The following is an 18,500-nucleotide window of genomic DNA, read 5'->3' as shown; positions in this document are numbered from 1 at the left end:
GAGTCTGGATATCTCCTTTATCCGTGACAGGTGCAGCATGTACTTTTATCAACCTTCGCAGGGCCACGGCCTGCCGCATGACCCGCTGAACGCGATAATCGGGCCTCGCCCGATAGGCTGGATCGCCTCGCAGGACGCCGAGGGCCAGCATAATCTGGCGCCATACAGCTTTTTTAACTGCTTTAACTATCGTCCGCCGATCATTGGTTTCGCCAGCAGCGGCTGGAAAGACAGCGTGCGAAATATCGTCGAAACGAAGGAGTTCGTCTGGAACCTGGCGACGCGCCCGCTGGCCGAAGCGATGAACGAAACCTCCGCCTCGATCCCGCACCATGAGGATGAATTCGTGCGCGCCGGGCTCACCGCCGCCGCCAGCCGCCTGGTCAAGGCCCCCCGGGTGGCGGAGAGCCCGGTGAACTTTGAGTGCCGCCTGTCGCAATGTATTCAGCTCGCCACCGCCGACGGCAATCTTGTCGATACATGGCTGGTGCTCGGCGAAGTGGTCGCCGTGCATATCGATGAATCACTGCTGGATAACGGCATCTATCAAACCGCCCGCGCTCAGCCGATCCTGCGCGCCGGAGGTCCGAGCGCCTATTACAGTATTGATGACAGCCTGCGTTTTGACATGATCCGCCCGGACGCCCGCTAAATAATTTACCGGCCAGAGTATCGCTACCCTGCGCCGGTAGCATGCAAAACGCCTTGTTTTTGCATAAAAAATTCCCTGCTGCGCGGTCTGGAAAGGCCTACACTTAAGCTATGTCCCATGCTGTTTATGAGGATATGCTGATGAAAATCACCTCGCTGCTGTTTGCCGCTGCGCTTGCCGCTCAGGCCAACGCGGCCTCTTCCCTGCCGCTGACACCTGAACTGCCCTATGACGGGCCGCTGCGCCCTGTCGGCACCGTCTCCGCTTCCGGCGCCCGTACCCTTGACGACCTGGTGGCTGCCCTCGCGGATAAGGCCCACCGCCGTGGGGCGATAGCCTGGCGGGTCAATGCCGCCAGCAGCGGTAACCGGCTGTACGGTTCAGCTATAATTTATCAATAACCTTTTACAGGAGGCAGACGATGGCATCAGGTTGGGCAGGCGACGGCGCCGTTCAGGATCAGATCGACAGCACCATTGACGATGCGGTGGCTCGCGCCCGCCGCGAGCTTCCACGCGGCGAAAGCAACAAATTTTGTGATGAATGCGGAGAACCGATTCCGGAGGCTCGTCGACAGGCTATTCCTGGCGTCAGATACTGCGTGAAGTGCCAACAGGAGAAAGATTTACATAACAATACATTTTCAGGATATAATCGCCGTGGTTCCAAGGATAGCCAGCTACGCTGACTTTCCTTTACCGTTCATGACAGCTTTTCGCATTATCTTTTCGCGCACACTTTTTGGCGATAAATGTCGCAATATGTGCCCTTAAGCGTGCCGGTCTCCCTCGCTCCGCCATCAGACGAAAAGAATCAGAAATAATTTATTAATAATCAGTAAATTATTAATCATTCAAAAAAATCGATGAAGACTGTGAATTTCCTTCGATTTTATCTCCCGCAAAAAAGCGTGATACTTATCACATCGACGGAACATCGTCCCCTGAACAGAACAACCTGCGAGAGATTAACTATGAAAAACATCAAATATGCTGCCGCTGCCATCGCTCTGACCGCCCTTTCCTTCGGCGCCTTTGCCGCCGAGCCGGTTACCCCCGCTCAGGCTGAAAGCATGAATAAGATCGGTGTGGTGTCTGCGCAAGGCGCAACCACATTAGATGGTCTGGAAGCGAAACTGGCTGCTAAAGCCGAAGCCGCTGGCGCAACCGGCTATAGCATCACTTCCGCTAACACCAACAACAAACTGAGCGGTACCGCGGTTATCTATAAATAATCGCAACTCAACCCTGTAAGCCACTGAATTAACCCTGAAAAGACCTTTAATACCCTTGCCTTGCCCGTCCGAGCCACCGGACGGGCTTTTTTTTATCCTGCCGATCCGATCACCAGCAGTCGTTGACGCGGCTGAGACCCTGCTCCAGGGTTGAGACCTCGCCGCAGGCCAGCAGACAGCAGGCGAGCTGGATCTTCAGCGAGTGGGGTACCGGTTCGACGCCGGCGACGCAGCGCTCGATCCAGCGCGCGGTCACTTCGGGATCTTTCGAGGCCGGCAGAATAACTTCCGCCGCCGCCTCGGTCTGGCGGTCGCACAGCACCCGCACGCCCTGGTCATCAATCAGGCTGATCTGCGGGCAGCGCTGCGGGTTGGCGTACACTTCGCCTTCGGTACCGTGCATCAGCAGCGCGCGGCCACCGGTCTCGCGAAAGAAGCCCGCCACCCGGGGAACATATTCCGGATGCGACACGCTGGAGAGGCGTAGCGCCTCCCCTTCGCCAAACGGCGTGGCCAGTTTGGCCAGCGTATGGGCGCTGTTGCGTACGCCCATCCGCCAGCGCATCGCCAGCTGTTTCTCCAGCGGCGGGCAGAAGGCGCCCACCGGGATATACACCGGTTCATGCCCCTCCAGCTGCGCCTGCGCCTGACCGGCATGCCGGGTAGCCGGAATGTCCAGCAGGGTAAAAATGGTCTCGGTCAGCACCCGGGTCGGATCGTGACTGACGCCGTGAACCACGACCGGAAACCCCAGCTTATGCAGGAGCATCGCCAGCAGCGGCGTCAGGTTCGCCTGCTTGCGCGCGCCATTGTAGCTGGGGATAACGATCGGCATCGGCTTGCCTGCCGGCGGGGTCAGGCGCAGCGTATGCTGCTGCATCGCGGCGTAAAAGCCTTTCATCTCCGCTTCGCCTTCGCCTTTGATGCGCAGGGCGATTAATATTCCTCCCAGCTCCAGCTCCGGCACCTCGCCGTTCAGCATCCGCGCGTAGAGCGCACGGGCGGTCTCTTCATCCAGGTCGCGGGCATGATTCTTACCGCGGCCCACCTCTTTTATAATTTTGCTGTACTCCATGGCTCCCCCTGGTGCAACGCGCCGTCGTCAGCGACGTTTGCGGCCTGTCTGTTTTGCTGTCTGTTTTGCTTTCCGTTTTACTATAACCTCCGGAACGCCCGGCTGCTCAATGCGAAAAACAGGTAACGCGTTCAGTAGACGCGCGCCGTAGTTTTTGGTCAACAGACGCTTATCGTAAATCACCACCTCTCCCCAGCAGTGATGGCTACGGATCAAACGCCCCACCTGCTGAATAAGATTAAAGGAGGCGCTGGGCAAACTCTGTACCTCGAAGGGATAACGATTGAGGCTTTTCAGCCATTCGCCTTCGGTGATCACTACCGGGCTGTCGATGGGCGGAAAGGCGATTTTATGGATATGTACCTGGCTTAACAGATCGCCTTTTAAATCGAGACCTTCGGCAAAGGACTGCAGGCCCACCAGCACGCTGCGCTCGCCGCTTTCCACCCGTTTGCGATGCAGCTCCACCAGCCGGTAGCGCGGCTGGTCGCCCTGCACCAGCAGCATCAGACGCAGGTCGGTCACATGCTCCAGGAAGCGATTCATCGCTCGCCCACTGGCAAACAGCACCAGCATCCCGAGATGCTTCTTGCTCTCCACCTGCTGGCGAAAATAGGCCGCCATCTCGGCAATGTGCTGCTCTTCGTTATCTATCAACGGTTCATACCGCATTTGAGGAATAATAATTTTCCCCTGCTCCACGTGGTTGAACGGCGAATCCAGCGCCACGAAGCGGTCACCCGCTTTTTCCTTCAGGCCGCTCATCTCCTGCAGGCGCGAGAAGCTGTTAAGAGAGCGCAGCGTCGCTGACGTCACCACGATATGCGGCACGCTGCGCCACAGCAGCCGCTCAAGCTGATCGCTGACGCGGATGCCGACGCAGTGGAACCAGACGTGGATCTGGCCGTCTCGCACTACCCGCGTCGCCCATTTGGTCACCGGCGCGCCAGAGGACTGCGCCAGCGACGCCAGACGCCACAGCTTGCTTTGGCTTTCAAACATGCCGAGGGCGCGGTTCATCTGCAGCAGCACCCGATGCAGACGCACCACGTCATGGCTGCCGGTCTTTTCGCTGAGATCGTTAAGAAACAGCTCCGCCAGCCCGCGCAGCGTCTCGGTGAGCTTCGCCAGCCGCTGGCAGATCTCCATCACCTCCTGCGGCAGTTCGCCCATCGGGAAGCGATGCTCCGCTTCCTGGCCGGCGGGCATGTAGAGATTGAGAATATTATTCAACGACGCAATCAGCTCGAACAGCTCTTCGCAATGGCCGGCGAGCCGCTCCGGATTGGCCAGCGGCGGCGTGGTTTTCGGGCGGAACTGCTCCATGCAGGTAGCCACCAGCTTGCAGAACAGATCCAGCTGCAGGCGAAACCAGGGGGCGGTGATCTCGGCGCTCATCTCCAACGCGTCGCGGGCGACGTCCGGCAGATGATGGCCTTCATCAAGGACCAGCAGCAGGTTTTTCGGCTCCGGCAGCACCGCCTCGCTCTCCATCGCCGCCATCACCAGCGCATGGTTGGCTACCACCACTTCCGCCTCCTGAATTTCCCGCCGCGCCACAAAGAACGGACACTCGCGATAATAGTGGCAGTTGCGGTTCAGGCAGCTGGCCTTATCGGTGCTCAGCCGGCTCCATAGTCCATCGTCGATGGCTTTGTCGGTATGGTCGCGCAGGCCGTCCCAGCGATAGCTGTCAAGGTCCTGCTTCAGCGTCGCGCACAGTTTCTGCTCCGCCTGGTTGTTCGGGGTGAGATCGTCGTCGAGGAAAGCCAGCAGATCCTGCTGCGTCGGCTCGGTGCTGGCCAGCGCCGCCAGGTTGCGCGGGCAGACGTAGCGTCCGCGACCAAAGGCGGCGGTGAAGCGCAGGTCGGGGATAATCTTGCGCAGCAGCGGCAGGTCTTTACTGTAGATTTGATCCTGCAGGGCGACGTTGGCGGTGCTGACCACCAGCGTTTTTTGTTCCTCACGGGCGATGGCAATGCCAGGGATAAGGTATGACAGCGTTTTACCGACGCCGGTCGGCGCTTCGATAGCCAGATGCCTGCCCTCATCCCCGGCGAGGGTTTTCGCCACATCAGCGATCATCTGCCGCTGCGGGGGGCGGGGAATAAAGTCCGGGATCTGTTCCTGAAGCGCCTTATACCAGGCGGCGATTTGCGCTTTCAGCGCAGCGGTCAAAGCCATGAGAAAACCTGAATACTGTATAAACAGCCACTATTGTGCCATTTTTACCCGTCCGGAGGTATTGCTTTCTGCTGTGTGTGGAAGCGTGCTCGACAAATAGTGTAATGGAAAGAAAAAGGCCCGCCGCCGCGTAGCGGGCAGACGGGCCTGAGCCGTGCTTAACCGCGTTATCGCGGCCCGGGCATCAGCCTGTTATTCGCCAGCCGGTTTACGCGGGCGACGGCGGCGCGGCGGTTTGCCGTCCTGAGTGCGCGCTTTCGGCGCCTCGCCGTCCTGACGACGCGGGGCGCTGCTCTGGCTGCGCGGCTGTCCGCTGCGCCCCTGCCCCTGGCCGCCGCGTCCCTGCCCCTGACCACGACCGCCGCCGCGCTGCTGGCGACCGTTCTGGATAGGTTCGGCTTTAATCGACGGGTCCGGCTCATAGCCGGCAATCGCGATGCGCGGAATCTCTTTTTTCAGCAGGCGCTCGATATCGCGCAGCAGCTTGTGCTCATCGACGCACACCAGCGACAAGGCTTCGCCGGTGGCCGCCGCGCGACCGGTACGCCCAATACGGTGGACATAATCTTCCGGCACGTTCGGCAGCTCGTAGTTCACCACGTGCGGCAGCTCTTCGATATCCAGTCCGCGGGCGGCGATATCGGTCGCCACCAGCACGCGAATGCCGCCGGATTTAAAGTCGGCCAGCGCGCGGGTACGCGCCCCCTGGCTCTTGTTGCCATGGATCGCCGCGCTGCGGATGCCGTCTTTGTTGAGCTGCTCCGCGAGGTGGTTGGCGCCATGCTTGGTGCGGGTAAAGACCAGCACCTGCTGCCAGTTGCCTTCGCCGATAAGCTGCGACAGCAGTTCGCGCTTGCGGTTCTTATCAACAAAATGGACGTGCTGGGTGATCTGCTCGGAGGCGGTGTTGCGACGCGCCACTTCCACTTCCAGTGGGTTGTGCAGCAGTTTCTCCGCCAGGCCTTTGATCTCGTCGGAGAAGGTCGCCGAGAACAGCAGGTTCTGCCGACGCGGCGGCAGTTTCGCCAGTACGCGGCGGATGTCATGGATAAAGCCCATATCCAGCATGCGGTCCGCTTCATCCAGTACGAGGATTTCTACTTTATCGAGGCTGACGGCGTTCTGATGTTCGAGGTCCAGCAGACGGCCCGGGGTGGCGACGAGGATATCGACGCCGCCGCGCAGCTTCATCATCTGCGGGTTGATACTCACGCCGCCGAACACCACCAGCGAGCGAATATTCAGATATTTGCTGTAATCCCGCACGTTCTCGCCCACCTGCGCCGCCAGCTCGCGGGTCGGGGTCAGGATCAGCGCGCGCACCGGACGACGGCCCTTCGCATGCGGCTCGTTCTGGATCAGGCGCTGCAGCAGCGGCAGAGTAAAGCCCGCCGTTTTACCGGTGCCGGTCTGGGCGCTGGCCATCAGGTCGCGGCCCTGCAGTACCGCCGGGATCGCCTGCTGCTGGATAGGGGTCGGCTCAACGTAGCCCTGCTCAGCGACAGCGCGCAGGATATCGGGATTCAGGCCAAGGGAATCAAAAGACATAACAACTCCGAACCGCCCCGGCCCGGTGAAGGGCGTAGTTTTCAGGGAGATTATTGCGATAAGAGATGGCAAAAACCACAATGCCATGAAGGGGCGCAGTCTAGCAGATTTTGTGACAGGCCGCATAAAATCTGTAAAAGAATGCCGCGCCTGGCTGGCGGGAGGAAGAAGGCCGCTGAGAGCGCTCAGCGGCCAGGCGCGTCGCCGCAGCGCGGTTAACGCAGACGATACTTAATCTTTTCGACGATCTTCGCGGTGGAGATGCCGTAGCGATCGTGGAGGGTCGGCAGCGCGCCGGCCAACAGAAACGCGTCAGGCAGACCAACGGTATCCATCTCGCAGCGACCCCCCTTGCGCATCAGCAGGGCGGCCACCGCCTCCCCTAACCCGCCGACAGCGGTGTGGTTTTCGGCGGTGACCACCAGCCGACCCGGCTTCGACGCCTGTTCAATAATCGCTTTTTCATCCAGCGGTTTGATGGTCGGCACGTGCAGGACCGCCACGCTGATATTATCGGCCCGCAGCTTTTCAACCGCCTCCAGGGCGCGCATGGTCATCAGCCCGGAGGAGATAATCAGCACGTCGTTGCCGTCCTCCAGCAGCTTCGCTTTGCCCAGTTCGAACTGATAGTCGTATTTATCCAGCACCAGCGGCACCTTCCCGCGCAGCAGGCGCATATACACCGGACCCTGGTGATCGGCAATGGCCGGTACCGCCTGCTCAATCTCCAGCGCATCGCAGGGATCGACGATGACCATGCCTGGGATACCGCGCATGATCGCCAGATCTTCGGTGGCCTGATGGCTGGGGCCATAGCCGGTCGTCAGGCCCGGCAGCGCCGCGCAGATCTTGACGTTCAGATGTTCTTCAGCGATCACCTGATGAATAAAATCATAGGCGCGACGGGTCGCAAAGGCGGCATAGGTGGTGGCGAAGGGAATAAATCCCTCCTTCGCCATGCCTCCCGCCGCCGCCATCAGCAGCTGCTCCGCCATTCCCATCTGGAAAAAACGATCCGGGAAGGCCTGGGCGAAAATATGCAGGTCAGTATATTTTGACAGGTCCGCGGTCATACCGACGATTTCAGGGCGCTGCGCCGCCAGTTTCGACAGCGCGACGCCGAAGGGCGCAGAGACGGTCGCCTGGCCTTCATCGGCAATCGAAGCAATCATCGCCGACGTTTTTAAACGGGGTTTACTCTGGCTCATTACAGCACTCCTTCCGGTTTGTTAGCGTCCAGCACCGCAATCGCTTTTTGCCATTCGTCGGCATCGACGCGAATAAAATGGTTCTTATCGCGGGTTTCGAGGAACGGCACCCCTTTGCCCATCAGCGTGTCGCATAAAATGACCCGCGGCTGGTTGCCGGAATAACTTTTCGCGTTGTCAAAGGCGGCCATCACCGCCGGCAGATCGTTACCGTCTACGCGCTGTACGTACCACCCGAAGGCGGCCCATTTATCCTGCAGCGGCTCAAAGCCGAGGATCTTGCGTGAATCGCCGTCGGCCTGCTGTTTGTTGACGTCGACAAGGTTAATCAGGTTGCTCAGGCCATAGTGAGCCGCCGACATCGCCGCTTCCCAGGTCGAACCTTCGTCCAGCTCCCCATCGGACATCGAGTTGTAGACCCAGGCCGTGCTCTGTTTCTGCCGCAGGCCGAGCGCCATGCCGACGGCGATAGACAGTCCCTGCCCCAGCGAGCCGCCGGACATCTCCATCCCCGGGGTGTAGGTCGCCATGCCGGACATCGGCAGGCGGCTGTCGTCGGAGCCGTAGGTTTCCAGTTCCGCTTCCGGAATAATGCCCGCCTCCAGCAGCGCGGCATAATAAGCGATAGCGTAATGGCCATGAGAAAGCAGGAAGCGATCGCGCCCCTCCCACTCAGGATCTTCCGGGCGATAGGTCATGGCGTGGCTGAAGGCGGTAGCCAGTACATCGGCATACCCCAGCGCCTGGCCAATATAGCCCTGCCCCTGCACTTCCCCCATTTGCAGGGCGTAGCGGCGGATACGCCACGCCGCCGCAGCGACTTTTTGTGATTCGGTGATCTTCATCTCTGTGCCTCGCTTAGTGAATTAACATGCCGCCGTTAACATCCAGGGTGATACCGGTGGAGTAGGAAGAGAGGTCGCTGCCGAGGAACAGCGCGGCGCGGGCGATGTCCACCGCGTCGCCGAGGCGGTTCATCGGAATGCCGGCAAGAATATTGGCCGTCATCTCGTCCGTCAGCTTGCCGGCGGTGATGTCGGTCTGAATCAGCCCTGGGGTAATGCAGTTAACGCGGACGTTATCCGGGCCAAGTTCGCGCGCCATCGCTCGCGCCAGGCCGAGCACGCCGGCTTTTGCCGCGCTATAGTGCGGACCGCCGAAGATACCGCCGCCGCGCTGGGCGGAAACGGACGAGATGCAGACGATGCTGCCGGATTTTTGCGCCCGCATCGTGGGGATCACCGCCTGCGACATCAGCAGCGTGCCGCGCAGGCTGACATCGAGCACCGCGTCATAGTTGGCGCGCTTGATGTCCATCAGCTTCAGCGGCTGGGTGATCCCGGCGTTATTGACCAGCACATCGACCCGGCCGTATTTCGCCAAAATTTGTTCGATGGCCGCCTGCACCTGCACTTCGTCGGCGACGTTCGCCGCCAGGCCGAGATGGCCTTCGCCCAGTGCCGCCGCGGCGGTTTTACTGGCTTCGCCATTGAGGTCGATAATGACCACTTTCGCGCCGTTTTCGGCGAATAATTTCGCAGTCGCAAAACCCAAACCGCGTGCGGAGGCCGCGCCAGTAATAATGGCGACTTTATCTTTTAATAACATAGTTTCACTCCATGACATTACGTCATATTAATTAACAGGATCTATTTTCGTTATTGTGGCTCATCGAGGAAAAGAATCACCACCAAACCCAATGCGGCGCAGATACCAAAATAGGTAAATACAGAATTAAAGCTCCCCGTCTTATCCAGTAAGAAACCGGCCACCATCGGCGCTACAAATCCGCCGAGGTTACCGCCGCTATTTATAATAGAAGAGGCAATGGGATAAGTTTTCGTATCCGAAACCGCCATACCGTAGGCGGTAAAAGCCGGCCAGCCGATATTCAAACAGAAACCGACAAAGAATAAACCAATACAGACCGCCAGGGTGCTTGCCGGTATATTTAGCATAATTAACATCATGACTACGGTTGATACCGCTGTGAATATCATGGTTGGTTTGCGCCGGCGGCCTAATAATTTATCCGAAATCCATCCGCCGCCAATCGCGCCAATAAAGCCGCCAATGCACGGCATACTGGCTACGAAGCCCATACTCATCACATCGAAACCGCGCTCTTTCACTAAATACAGCGGAATCCAGGTTAATAACCCATATAACACGCTGACCATCATAAAATAGGCCAGGCAGTCTCCGAGAATATTTTTTGAGGTAAATAAGCCCTTCGCCGTATCCACAGGCGCCATTTTTTTCACCCGAATAATTTTATCCAGCCAGGTGAAGCGATCGGCGATTAATATATTTTCGCGTACACCGTCGTTATGATGGCTGTCGCGCCCGGCGTTGATCTCTGCCAGTTCGCTTTGAGATACAAATCCGCTCTCCGCAGGCTTTGACTTGACCAACAGGTACCACGCTATCGCCGCCACGATCCCGGGAATGGCAAAGGAGAAAAAGACCCACCGCCAGCCCCAGGTCACCGCAATCCACACCGCCAGCGGCGGCACGATAATCGGCGCAAACATGGTCGCCGCAATGTAAACGCCGGTTGCTGTGGCTTTCTCTTTCGGCGGAAACCAGTTATTTATCGTCGACGCCAGCCCCACCGGGCAGGGACCTTCGCTCAGCCCCAAGCCCAGCCGCACCAGCTTCAGGCCAAACACGGAGCTCACCGTGCCCATCAGCCAGGTAAAAGCGGAAAAGCCGAAAATGGATAGTGAAACCAGCCCCCGGGTGCCGCGTCTGGCGATGAAAAAGCCGGCCGGGATCTGGCTGACCGCATAGCCGAGGAAAAACATACTGGCAATCGCCCCGGCCTCAAAATTATTGATATGAAATTCATCAATGATAAACGGCAGTACCGCGCCGATATTCGTTCTGTCGGCGTAATTGATGGCATACACCAGGAAAATCATCGTCAAAACCACAAAACGATATTTTGTTTTCCTGGCGTCAGTACAGACCAGCGTATCTATACGTGACATAGGGTTTCCTCATCTTATACCTCATCCACTTCGCCGTAGGTTGCCGTCTGGGTCGCCGCGTTTCACGCGCCCCGGCGCAACAAGAGAGACATGTCTTTTTGCACAGCGAAACAGGTGGTTAGGTGTTTTATTATTGCGATCCAAGCGCATCGCAGTTTGTGATCAGGCCTGTGAGGGGAATATAACAACCCCAAAATGAAAAGGTATTCAAAAAAGCTCAATTATGATTGAGAAAAATTGAGTTAGTGACTCCCCGCAAATTTTTAGCGTTTACTGAGAGGCGTGCTTTTAACGAGATAAATTGTTAAGCCCATCACAAATTAAAATGGTTTTTTCGCTTTTCCCTGGGCTGTTCATCACGGCTGCGCCACGCTGTTCGCCATTTTCTTTTATTCGCGCCTCGCGCAGGATGCCGCCATGAGTCAACCACTGCCCAATAAAAATCTGCCGATGCCCTCTTTACGCAATATCCAGGCTTTTATTGAAGTCGCCGCGACCGGCAGCCTCAACCTGGCCGCAGAGAATCTCAATATTACCGCCTCGGCGGTCAGCCATCAGATAGCCAGTCTGGAGCACTTGCTGGGAAAAAAACTGTTTTCCCGCAGCAGCAAAGGCGTGATGTTAACCACGGTGGGAGAAAAATATCTTAAAGAGGTCTCCGGAGCGCTGAATATGATTGGCCAGGCCACCAGCCAGGTGATCAACGATATTCATCAGGATTATTTACGCATTCACTCGGCGCCGAGCTTCGGCCTGTTGTGGCTAATGCCGCGGCTGGATAAATTCCGTCAGGCGTGGCCGGAGCTAAAAATCAGCCTCACCTGCTCTTACGAAAGCATTCAGTTTTCCCGGGATAATATTGATATCGATATTCGCCACGGGCTGTCGCAGTGGCCGACGCTGCTGGTCAGAACCATTAAAAATGAGTGCGTCCTGCCCTACAGCGCCGACTCTTATTTAACCCGCCATGCGGTTCACGCCCCGGAAGATCTGCTGGCCTGCGATCTGATCCATTCCGACAGCACCTTAATTAACTGGAGCAACTGGCTGTCGTGGCACAAGGTCCGCGGCTGGCACAAAAACTTTATCTTTAATTTCGACCGGTCGTACATGAGCATCGAGGCGGCCCGAATGGGGATGGGGGTGATCCTGGAAAGCAATCTGCTGGCCGGCGGCCATGTGCGCCAGGGACAGCTGACGCCGGTGTTTGCCGACGAACGGAGCATGCCGGTCGGCGCGCACCACTTCGTCCTTCCCCACGCTAATGAACAGAAGGAGAAAGTGCAGCGCTTCTTCGCCTGGGTCGCCGGTGAGCTAGAGGAAGACGGCTTTCATATTTAGCCCTGGCGGGTGGACAAAGCGCCAGTCGACGCCTAAAGTTAATCAATCGATTGATTAATTTTTAAGAGCGCGATGACCAGTAAAGGCGAACAGGCAAAAAGTCAGCTTATCGCGGCCGCTATCGCCCAGTTTGGCGAGTATGGCCAGCACGCCACCACCCGCGACATCGCCGCCCAGGCCGGGCAGAATATCGCCGCTATCACCTACTATTTTGGCTCGAAAGACGACCTGTATCTCGCCTGCGGCCAGTGGATCGCCGATTTTATCGGTGACAATTTTCGCCCGCACGCCGAAGCGGCGGAGGCTCTGCTCGCCGGAGAGTCGCCAGATCGCCAGGCGATCCGCGCCCTTATCCTCAGCGCCTGCCATAACATGATCCTGCTGCTGACCCAGGAGGATACGGTCAACTTGAGCAAATTTATTTCCCGGGAACAGCTGGCGCCCACCGCCGCGTACCATCTGATCCACCAGCAGGTGATCGCCCCCCTGCACCACTATCTCACCCGGCTAATCGCCGCCTGGACTGGCCGCGATGCCGGTGATACGCAAATGATCCTTCATACCCACGCCCTGCTGGGCGAGGTGCTCGCTTTCCGTCTCGGGCGTGAAACTATCCTGCTGCGCACCGGCTGGACGCAGTTTGACGCGCAAAAAACCGAACAGATTTTTGAGGTCATTACTTGTCATATCGATTTCATCCTGCATGGGTTATCGCAAAGGAGTTTGGGCTGATGAAAAAACCCGTCGTCGTCATTCTGCTGATCGTGATTCTTCTCGCCGCGCTGGGCGGCGGCTGGTGGTGGTACCAGAGCAGCCGGCAGCAGCCGCTGACCCTGTATGGCAATGTCGATATCCGCACCGTCAATATGAGCTTCCGCGTCGGCGGCAGGCTGGCCTCGCTGACCGTCGACGAAGGCGACAGCATCCGCGCCGGGCAAACCCTCGGCGCGCTTGACCGAGCTCCCTATGAAAACGCCCTGCTGCAGGCGCAGGCCAACGTCTCCACCGCCCAGGCGCAGTATGACCTGATGATGGCCGGCTACCGCTCGGAAGAGATTGCCCAGGCCGCGGCGGCGGTAAATCAGGCGCAGGCCGCTTACGACTACGCGCAAAACTTTTATCAGCGCCAGCTGGGTTTACGCGCCAGCAGCGCCATTTCCGCCAACGATCTGGAGAACGCCCGCTCCTCGCGCGACCAGGCGCAGGCAACGCTGAAGTCAGCGCAGGATAAACTGCGTCAATACCGCGCCGGCAACCGTCCGCAGGAGATAGCCCAGGCCAAAGCCAGCCTCGAACAGGCGCAGGCGGCGCTGGCGCAGGCCAAACTGGACCTGCACGATACGGTGCTGACCGCCCCTTCCGACGGCACGCTGATGACCCGCGCCGTCGAGCCCGGCACCATGCTCAACGCCGGCAGCACGGTGCTGACGCTGTCATTAACCCATCCGGTATGGGTCCGGGCCTACGTTGATGAGACAAACCTCGGCCAGGCGCAGCCGGGACAAGAGGTGCTGCTCTATACCGACAGCCGGCCGGATAAGCCCTATCACGGCAAAATCGGCTTTGTCTCGCCAAGCGCTGAATTCACGCCGAAGACCGTTGAAACGCCGGATCTGCGTACCGACCTCGTTTATCGTCTGCGTATTGTGGTGACCGATGCCGACGGCGCCCTGCGCCAGGGGATGCCGGTGACCGTCTCCTTTAACCACGGGAACGGACATGAGTGAGGCCGTCATCGCCTTAAACGGCCTGAGCCGCCGTTTCCCCGGGATGGACAGGCCAGCGGTGGCGCCGCTGACCTGTACGATCCGCGCCGGCTACGTCACCGGGCTGGTAGGCCCCGACGGCGCAGGGAAAACCACCCTGATGCGGATGCTCGCCGGGTTGCTCAAGCCTGATGAGGGCAGCGCCAGGGTGATCGGCTTTGATCCGCTAAAAGACGACAGCGCTCTGCACGCGGTGCTCGGCTATATGCCGCAGAAGTTCGGCCTGTATGAAGATCTGACGGTGATGGAAAACCTGACCCTGTACGCCGACCTGCGCAGCGTCACCGGCGAGGCACGGAAGAAAATTTTCGACCGCCTGCTGGATTTTACCGCCCTTGGCCCGTTCACCGAACGGCTGGCGGGCAAGCTCTCCGGCGGTATGAAGCAAAAACTGGGGCTCGCCTGTACCCTTGTGGGTGACCCGAAGGTGCTGCTGCTGGATGAACCCGGCGTCGGCGTCGACCCGATCTCCCGCCGCGAGCTATGGCAGATGGTGCACGAGCTGGCCGGCGACGGCATGTTGATCCTGTGGAGCACCTCTTATCTCGATGAAGCCGAGCAGTGTCGCGATGTGCTGCTGATGAACGAAGGCAAATTGCTTTATCAAGGAGAGCCGACGGCCCTGACGCAAACTATGGCCGGGCGCAGCTTTCTGGTCTCCAGCCCGCAGGAGAACAACCGCCGCCTGCTGCAGCGGGCGCTGAAGCTGCCGCAGGTTAGCGACGGCGTGATTCAGGGCAAATCGGTGCGTCTGATCCTGAAAAAGGAGGCCCGCATCGATGAGGTTCAGGAACATGACGATATGCCGCCGCTGCAGGTGGCCGACACCGCGCCGCGCTTTGAAGACGCCTTTATCGACCTGCTCGGCGGCGCCGGCACCGCCGAATCGCCGCTGGGGGCGATTATCCATCGCGTTGACGGCAGTAAAGACGAAACGGTGATTGAGGCGCAGTCGCTGACGAAAAAATTTGGCGATTTCGCCGCCACCGACCACGTCGATTTCCAGGTCAAGCGCGGCGAGATCTTCGGCCTGCTCGGCCCCAACGGCGCCGGTAAATCCACCACCTTCAAAATGATGTGCGGCCTGCTGGTGCCCACCTCCGGCAAAGCGCTGGTGCTGGGGATGGATCTTAAGGTCAGCTCCGGCAAGGCGCGTCAGCATCTGGGCTATATGGCGCAAAAATTTTCGCTGTACGGCAACCTCAGCGTCGAGCAGAACCTGCGCTTTTTCTCCGGCGTCTACGGCCTGCGCGGTCGGGCGCAAAATGACAAAATCGCCCGCATGAGCGATGCCTTCGGTCTGAACAGCATTGCCCGCCACGCCGCCGACGAGCTGCCGCTCGGCTATAAGCAGCGGCTGGCGTTGGCCTGCTCGCTGATGCATGAGCCAGACATTCTGTTTCTCGACGAACCCACCTCCGGGGTCGATCCCCTCACTCGTCGCGAATTCTGGTTGCATATCAACAGCATGGTGGATAAAGGGGTGACGGTGATGGTCACCACTCACTTTATGGATGAGGCGGAGTATTGCGACCGCATTGGGCTGGTCTATCACGGCAAGCTTATCGCCAGCGGCACCCCGGACGCGCTGAAGGCCCAGGCGGCGGATGACAACCAGACGGACCCGACCATGGAGCAGGCGTTTATTACCCTGATTAACCGTTGGGATAAGGAGAATGGCCATGAGCAGTAACCTTCTCTCCTGGCGACGGGTCCGCGCCCTGTGCGTGAAAGAGACCCGGCAGATCGTCCGCGATCCCAGCAGCTGGCTGATTGCGGTGGTGATCCCGCTATTGCTGCTGTTTATCTTCGGCTACGGCATTAACCTCGACTCCAGCAAGCTGCGGGTGGGGGTTCTGCTGGAGCAGCAGAGCGAAGAGGCGCTGGATTTCGTCCATACCATGACCGGCTCACCCTACATCGACGCCACCGTCAGCGATAATCGCCAGCAGTTAATTCAGCTGATGCAGGCCGGTCGCATCCGCGCCATGGTGGTCATTCCGGTGGACTTCGACCGCCAGATGGCCCGCCCCGGCACCAGCGCGCCGCTCCAGCTCATCACCGACGGCAGCGAGCCCAATACCGCTAACTTCGCCCAGGGCTACGTGGAGGGGATCTGGCAGATCTGGCAGCAGCAGCGGGCGGAAGATCGCGGCGAGACCTTTGAACCGCTGATCGACGTGCAGATGCGCTACTGGTTTAACCCGGCGGCTATCAGCCAGCACTTTATTATCCCCGGGGCGATCACCATTATCATGACCGTAGTCGGCGCGATACTGACCTCGCTAGTGGTGGCGCGGGAATGGGAGCGCGGCACCATGGAGGCGCTACTGTCGACGGAGATCACCCGCGCCGAACTGCTGCTGTGCAAGCTCATTCCCTACTACTTCCTCGGCATGCTGGCGATGCTGCTGTGTATGCTGGTGTCAGTATTTATTCTCGGCGTGCCCTATCGCGGTTCGCTGCCGATCCTGTTTGTCATCACCAGTCTGTTTTTGCTCAGCACCCTGGGGATGGGGCTGCTTATCTCAACCATTACCCGCAACCAGTTTAACGCCGCGCAGGTGGCGCTGAACGCCGCGTTTTTACCGTCGATTATGCTGTCCGGGTTTATTTTCCAGATAGATAGTATGCCGGCGGTGATCCGCGCCGTGACCTACGTGATCCCGGCGCGCTATTTCGTCAACACCCTGCAAAGCCTGTTTCTGGCGGGCAATATTCCAGTGGTACTGCTGGTGAATGTGCTGTTTTTGATTGCTTCGGCGGTGATGTTTATCGGTCTGACATGGTTGAAAACCAAGCGGCGTCTGGATTAGGTTTTGCCCGGTGGCGCTGCGCTGACCGGGCCTACGGTTTAACCAACATCGATTATACGGTTCGCCGATCCTCCCAGGCCGGGCAAACGCAGTGCCGCCCGGCGTTGTTGAATGGGCCAAAGGAGCTATTATGTTTCACCGTTTATGGACATTGATTCGCAAAGAGCTGCAGTCGCTGCTGCGCGAACCACAGACGCGGGCAATTTTAATCATGCCGGTGCTGATTCAGGTGCTGCTGTTTCCCTTTGCCGCGACGCTGGAGGTGACCAACGCCACCATCGCCATCTACAACGAAGACAGCGGTCGCCACGCGGTGGAACTCACTCAGCGCTTCGCCCGCGCCAAAGCCTTTACCCACGTCCTGCTGCTGAAAAGCCCGCAGGCGATCCAGCCGACCATCGATGAACAAAAAGCCCTGCTGGTGGTGCGCTTCCCGGCGGATTTCTCTCGCAACCTCGACAACTATCAAACCGCCCCGCTGCAACTCCTGCTCGACGGGCGCAACTCCAACAGCGCGCAAATCGCCGCCAACTATCTGCAACAGGTCGTGAAAAATTATCAGCAGGAACTGCTGGAGGACAAAGCGAAGCCGAACAACAGCGAACTGGTGGTGCGCAACTGGTATAACCCGAATCTCGACTACAAATGGTTCGTGGTGCCGTCGCTCATCGCCATGATCACCACCATCGGAGTGATGATCGTCACCTCGCTGTCGGTGGCCCGCGAGCGCGAGCAGGGCACCCTCGATCAGCTGCTGGTCTCGCCCCTCGCCACCTGGCAAATCTTTGTCGGTAAAGCGGTACCGGCGCTGATCGTCGCCACCCTGCAGGCGACTATCGTGCTGGCGATTGGTATCTGGGCCTATCAGATCCCGTTTGCCGGCTCGCTGCTGCTGTTCTATTTCACCATGGTGATTTACGGTCTGTCGCTGGTGGGATTTGGCTTATTGATCTCATCGCTATGTTCAACGCAACAGCAGGCGTTTATTGGCGTGTTCGTCTTTATGATGCCGGCGATTCTTCTCTCCGGCTATGTTTCACCGGTGGAAAACATGCCGCAGTGGCTGCAGGATCTGACGTGGATAAACCCGATCCGCCACTTTACCGATATCACCAAGCAAATTTATCTGAAGGATGCGAGTCTGGAGATTGTGTGGGGAAGTTTGTGGCCGCTACTGGTCATAGCGGCCACCACCGGCTCAGCGGCGTATGCGATGTTCCGAAGAAAGATTGCGTAATTTTTTATCTTTCGCCAGCAGCGAGACCACCGCCGGGCCTGCCAGTATCACCAGCCCGGCGAGGGCCAGTAGCAGGTTGTTGTGCAGCACGCGCGACAGCAACCACAGCGCTATCATGGCGGCGCCGAAGTACCAGGTGGTGGTGAGCTCCTCAAGGAAGTCTCCCACATCGCGCCAGCGCGCCTCATGGTGACGCTGCAGAAACAGCATCGCCAGCAGCGTGACGCTGTAGAGGACGCACAGCCCTAATCCGACGCGCACCAGCGCGCCGCTCATCCATCCCATCACCAGCACTGCCACGACCAGTAGATGCAACATAATCTGCCAGCAACTAAGACCTGTTGCGACGCGTACACGTTGTTGCCACTTCATGGCTTCTCTCCTGAAGGATTTTTCTCTGCTACTCAGAGTACCGCACTTTACGGAAAATTCCGTATCACCGCATC

General features: G+C 58.6%; 19 protein-coding genes. 10 read left to right on the top strand and 9 right to left on the bottom strand.

Annotation, left to right across the window (positions count from 1 at the left end; all coding sequences use genetic code 11):
• The first annotated feature begins 37 nt into the window (after positions 1-37).
• The 4 genes from ABLV64_RS23465 (at position 38) to ybiJ (ending at position 1,886) form a co-directional block, all read left to right on the top strand.
• Complete coding sequence (locus tag ABLV64_RS23465; protein WP_004886190.1) at positions 38-652, top strand: flavin reductase family protein; 615 nt, start codon at positions 38-40, stop codon at positions 650-652.
• A gap of 140 nt (positions 653-792) precedes the next feature.
• Positions 793-1,053, top strand: coding sequence for a DUF1471 domain-containing protein (locus tag ABLV64_RS23460; RefSeq protein WP_023320022.1), 261 nt, complete (start codon positions 793-795; stop codon positions 1,051-1,053).
• A gap of 20 nt (positions 1,054-1,073) precedes the next feature.
• On the top strand, positions 1,074-1,340 hold the full coding sequence (locus tag ABLV64_RS23455) for a DksA/TraR family C4-type zinc finger protein (protein WP_002895824.1): 267 nt from the start codon (positions 1,074-1,076) through the stop codon (positions 1,338-1,340).
• Between the two features lie 285 nt (positions 1,341-1,625).
• On the top strand, positions 1,626-1,886 hold the full coding sequence (gene ybiJ, locus ABLV64_RS23450) for a DUF1471 family protein YbiJ (protein ID WP_004176772.1): 261 nt from the start codon (positions 1,626-1,628) through the stop codon (positions 1,884-1,886).
• A 109-nt stretch (positions 1,887-1,995) separates the two neighbouring features.
• On the opposite strand, the gene ybiB is transcribed toward ybiJ, so the two are convergent.
• The 8 genes from ybiB to ABLV64_RS23410 form a co-directional block, all read right to left on the bottom strand.
• Positions 1,996-2,961, bottom strand: a complete 966-nt coding sequence (gene ybiB, locus ABLV64_RS23445; protein ID WP_004886183.1) for a DNA-binding protein YbiB — start codon at positions 2,959-2,961, stop codon at positions 1,996-1,998.
• A 27-nt stretch (positions 2,962-2,988) separates the two neighbouring features.
• Positions 2,989-5,145, bottom strand: coding sequence for an ATP-dependent DNA helicase DinG (dinG, locus tag ABLV64_RS23440; protein ID WP_348843092.1), 2,157 nt, complete (start codon positions 5,143-5,145; stop codon positions 2,989-2,991).
• A 192-nt stretch (positions 5,146-5,337) separates the two neighbouring features.
• The gene (gene rhlE, locus ABLV64_RS23435) at positions 5,338-6,693 is read right to left on the bottom strand and encodes an ATP-dependent RNA helicase RhlE (RefSeq protein WP_004886179.1); all 1,356 of its coding nucleotides are present in this window, start codon (positions 6,691-6,693) and stop codon (positions 5,338-5,340) included.
• A 215-nt stretch (positions 6,694-6,908) separates the two neighbouring features.
• Positions 6,909-7,901, bottom strand: a complete 993-nt coding sequence (locus ABLV64_RS23430) for a transketolase family protein (protein WP_348843093.1) — start codon at positions 7,899-7,901, stop codon at positions 6,909-6,911.
• Positions 7,901-8,746, bottom strand: a complete 846-nt coding sequence (locus ABLV64_RS23425; protein ID WP_049092359.1) for a transketolase — start codon at positions 8,744-8,746, stop codon at positions 7,901-7,903. Before ABLV64_RS23425 ends, ABLV64_RS23430 begins: the two co-directional genes overlap by 1 nt.
• Positions 8,747-8,759: 13 nt before the next feature.
• Entirely contained in the window at positions 8,760-9,509 is a 750-nt protein-coding gene (locus tag ABLV64_RS23420) for a glucose 1-dehydrogenase (protein WP_017900162.1), read from the bottom strand.
• A gap of 50 nt (positions 9,510-9,559) precedes the next feature.
• Complete coding sequence (locus ABLV64_RS23415) at positions 9,560-10,894, bottom strand: MFS transporter (RefSeq protein WP_004886173.1); 1,335 nt, start codon at positions 10,892-10,894, stop codon at positions 9,560-9,562.
• 288 nt (positions 10,895-11,182) lie between these two features.
• Positions 11,183-11,320, bottom strand: a complete 138-nt coding sequence (locus ABLV64_RS23410) for a hypothetical protein (RefSeq protein WP_053810621.1) — start codon at positions 11,318-11,320, stop codon at positions 11,183-11,185.
• Here ABLV64_RS23410 and ABLV64_RS23405 point away from each other — a divergent pair.
• The 6 genes from ABLV64_RS23405 (at position 11,312) to ABLV64_RS23380 (ending at position 18,054) form a co-directional block, all read left to right on the top strand.
• Complete coding sequence (locus tag ABLV64_RS23405) at positions 11,312-12,235, top strand: LysR substrate-binding domain-containing protein (RefSeq protein ID WP_043521817.1); 924 nt, start codon at positions 11,312-11,314, stop codon at positions 12,233-12,235. The genes ABLV64_RS23410 and ABLV64_RS23405 overlap by 9 nt on opposite strands.
• Before the next feature lie 57 nt (positions 12,236-12,292).
• A complete protein-coding gene (gene cecR, locus ABLV64_RS23400) occupies positions 12,293-12,967 on the top strand; it encodes a transcriptional regulator CecR (RefSeq protein ID WP_085956527.1) in 675 nt (224 codons plus the stop codon).
• Positions 12,967-13,962, top strand: a complete 996-nt coding sequence (hlyD, locus tag ABLV64_RS23395; protein ID WP_048294415.1) for a secretion protein HlyD — start codon at positions 12,967-12,969, stop codon at positions 13,960-13,962. The genes cecR and hlyD overlap by 1 nt, the downstream gene beginning before the upstream one ends.
• Positions 13,955-15,694 (top strand): ATP-binding cassette domain-containing protein, encoded by a 1,740-nt coding sequence (locus ABLV64_RS23390; RefSeq protein ID WP_032455747.1) that lies wholly within the window; start codon positions 13,955-13,957, stop codon positions 15,692-15,694. Before hlyD ends, ABLV64_RS23390 begins: the two co-directional genes overlap by 8 nt.
• Positions 15,684-16,817, top strand: coding sequence for an ABC transporter permease (locus ABLV64_RS23385; protein WP_218804619.1), 1,134 nt, complete (start codon positions 15,684-15,686; stop codon positions 16,815-16,817). The genes ABLV64_RS23390 and ABLV64_RS23385 overlap by 11 nt, the downstream gene beginning before the upstream one ends.
• Positions 16,818-16,947: 130 nt before the next feature.
• Positions 16,948-18,054 (top strand): ABC transporter permease, encoded by a 1,107-nt coding sequence (locus tag ABLV64_RS23380; RefSeq protein WP_004886162.1) that lies wholly within the window; start codon positions 16,948-16,950, stop codon positions 18,052-18,054.
• On the opposite strand, the gene ABLV64_RS23375 is transcribed toward ABLV64_RS23380, so the two are convergent.
• The gene (locus ABLV64_RS23375; protein WP_012542390.1) at positions 18,016-18,426 is read right to left on the bottom strand and encodes a YbhQ family protein; all 411 of its coding nucleotides are present in this window, start codon (positions 18,424-18,426) and stop codon (positions 18,016-18,018) included. The genes ABLV64_RS23380 and ABLV64_RS23375 overlap by 39 nt on opposite strands.
• Positions 18,427-18,500: the final 74 nt, after the last annotated feature.

The sequence above is a fragment of the Klebsiella sp. JB_Kp031 genome (genome assembly GCF_040064295.1).
GTDB classification, from domain to species: Bacteria; Pseudomonadota; Gammaproteobacteria; order Enterobacterales; family Enterobacteriaceae; genus Klebsiella; species Klebsiella quasipneumoniae.
This window is presented reverse-complemented; position numbering and strand designations above follow the sequence as displayed.

Bases quoted from the DNA above. Each gene is read 5' to 3' on its own strand.
- ABLV64_RS23375 (WP_012542390.1), bottom strand. From the start codon at position 18,426: ATGAAGTGGCAACAACGTGTACGCGTCGCAACAGGTCTTAGTTGCTGG.
- rhlE (WP_004886179.1), bottom strand. From the start codon at position 6,693: ATGTCTTTTGATTCCCTTGGCCTGAATCCCGATATCCTGCGCGCTGTC.
- ABLV64_RS23420 (WP_017900162.1), bottom strand. From the start codon at position 9,509: ATGTTATTAAAAGATAAAGTCGCCATTATTACTGGCGCGGCCTCCGCA.
- ABLV64_RS23380 (WP_004886162.1), top strand. From the start codon at position 16,948: ATGTTTCACCGTTTATGGACATTGATTCGCAAAGAGCTGCAGTCGCTG.
- ABLV64_RS23455 (WP_002895824.1), top strand. From the start codon at position 1,074: ATGGCATCAGGTTGGGCAGGCGACGGCGCCGTTCAGGATCAGATCGAC.
- ABLV64_RS23405 (WP_043521817.1), top strand. From the start codon at position 11,312: ATGAGTCAACCACTGCCCAATAAAAATCTGCCGATGCCCTCTTTACGC.
- ABLV64_RS23425 (WP_049092359.1), bottom strand. From the start codon at position 8,746: ATGAAGATCACCGAATCACAAAAAGTCGCTGCGGCGGCGTGGCGTATC.
- ABLV64_RS23390 (WP_032455747.1), top strand. From the start codon at position 13,955: ATGAGTGAGGCCGTCATCGCCTTAAACGGCCTGAGCCGCCGTTTCCCC.
- ABLV64_RS23415 (WP_004886173.1), bottom strand. From the start codon at position 10,894: ATGTCACGTATAGATACGCTGGTCTGTACTGACGCCAGGAAAACAAAA.
- ABLV64_RS23430 (WP_348843093.1), bottom strand. From the start codon at position 7,901: ATGAGCCAGAGTAAACCCCGTTTAAAAACGTCGGCGATGATTGCTTCG.
- ybiJ (WP_004176772.1), top strand. From the start codon at position 1,626: ATGAAAAACATCAAATATGCTGCCGCTGCCATCGCTCTGACCGCCCTT.
- ABLV64_RS23385 (WP_218804619.1), top strand. From the start codon at position 15,684: ATGAGCAGTAACCTTCTCTCCTGGCGACGGGTCCGCGCCCTGTGCGTG.
- ABLV64_RS23465 (WP_004886190.1), top strand. From the start codon at position 38: ATGTACTTTTATCAACCTTCGCAGGGCCACGGCCTGCCGCATGACCCG.
- ybiB (WP_004886183.1), bottom strand. From the start codon at position 2,961: ATGGAGTACAGCAAAATTATAAAAGAGGTGGGCCGCGGTAAGAATCAT.
- dinG (WP_348843092.1), bottom strand. From the start codon at position 5,145: ATGGCTTTGACCGCTGCGCTGAAAGCGCAAATCGCCGCCTGGTATAAG.
- hlyD (WP_048294415.1), top strand. From the start codon at position 12,967: ATGAAAAAACCCGTCGTCGTCATTCTGCTGATCGTGATTCTTCTCGCC.
- ABLV64_RS23460 (WP_023320022.1), top strand. From the start codon at position 793: ATGAAAATCACCTCGCTGCTGTTTGCCGCTGCGCTTGCCGCTCAGGCC.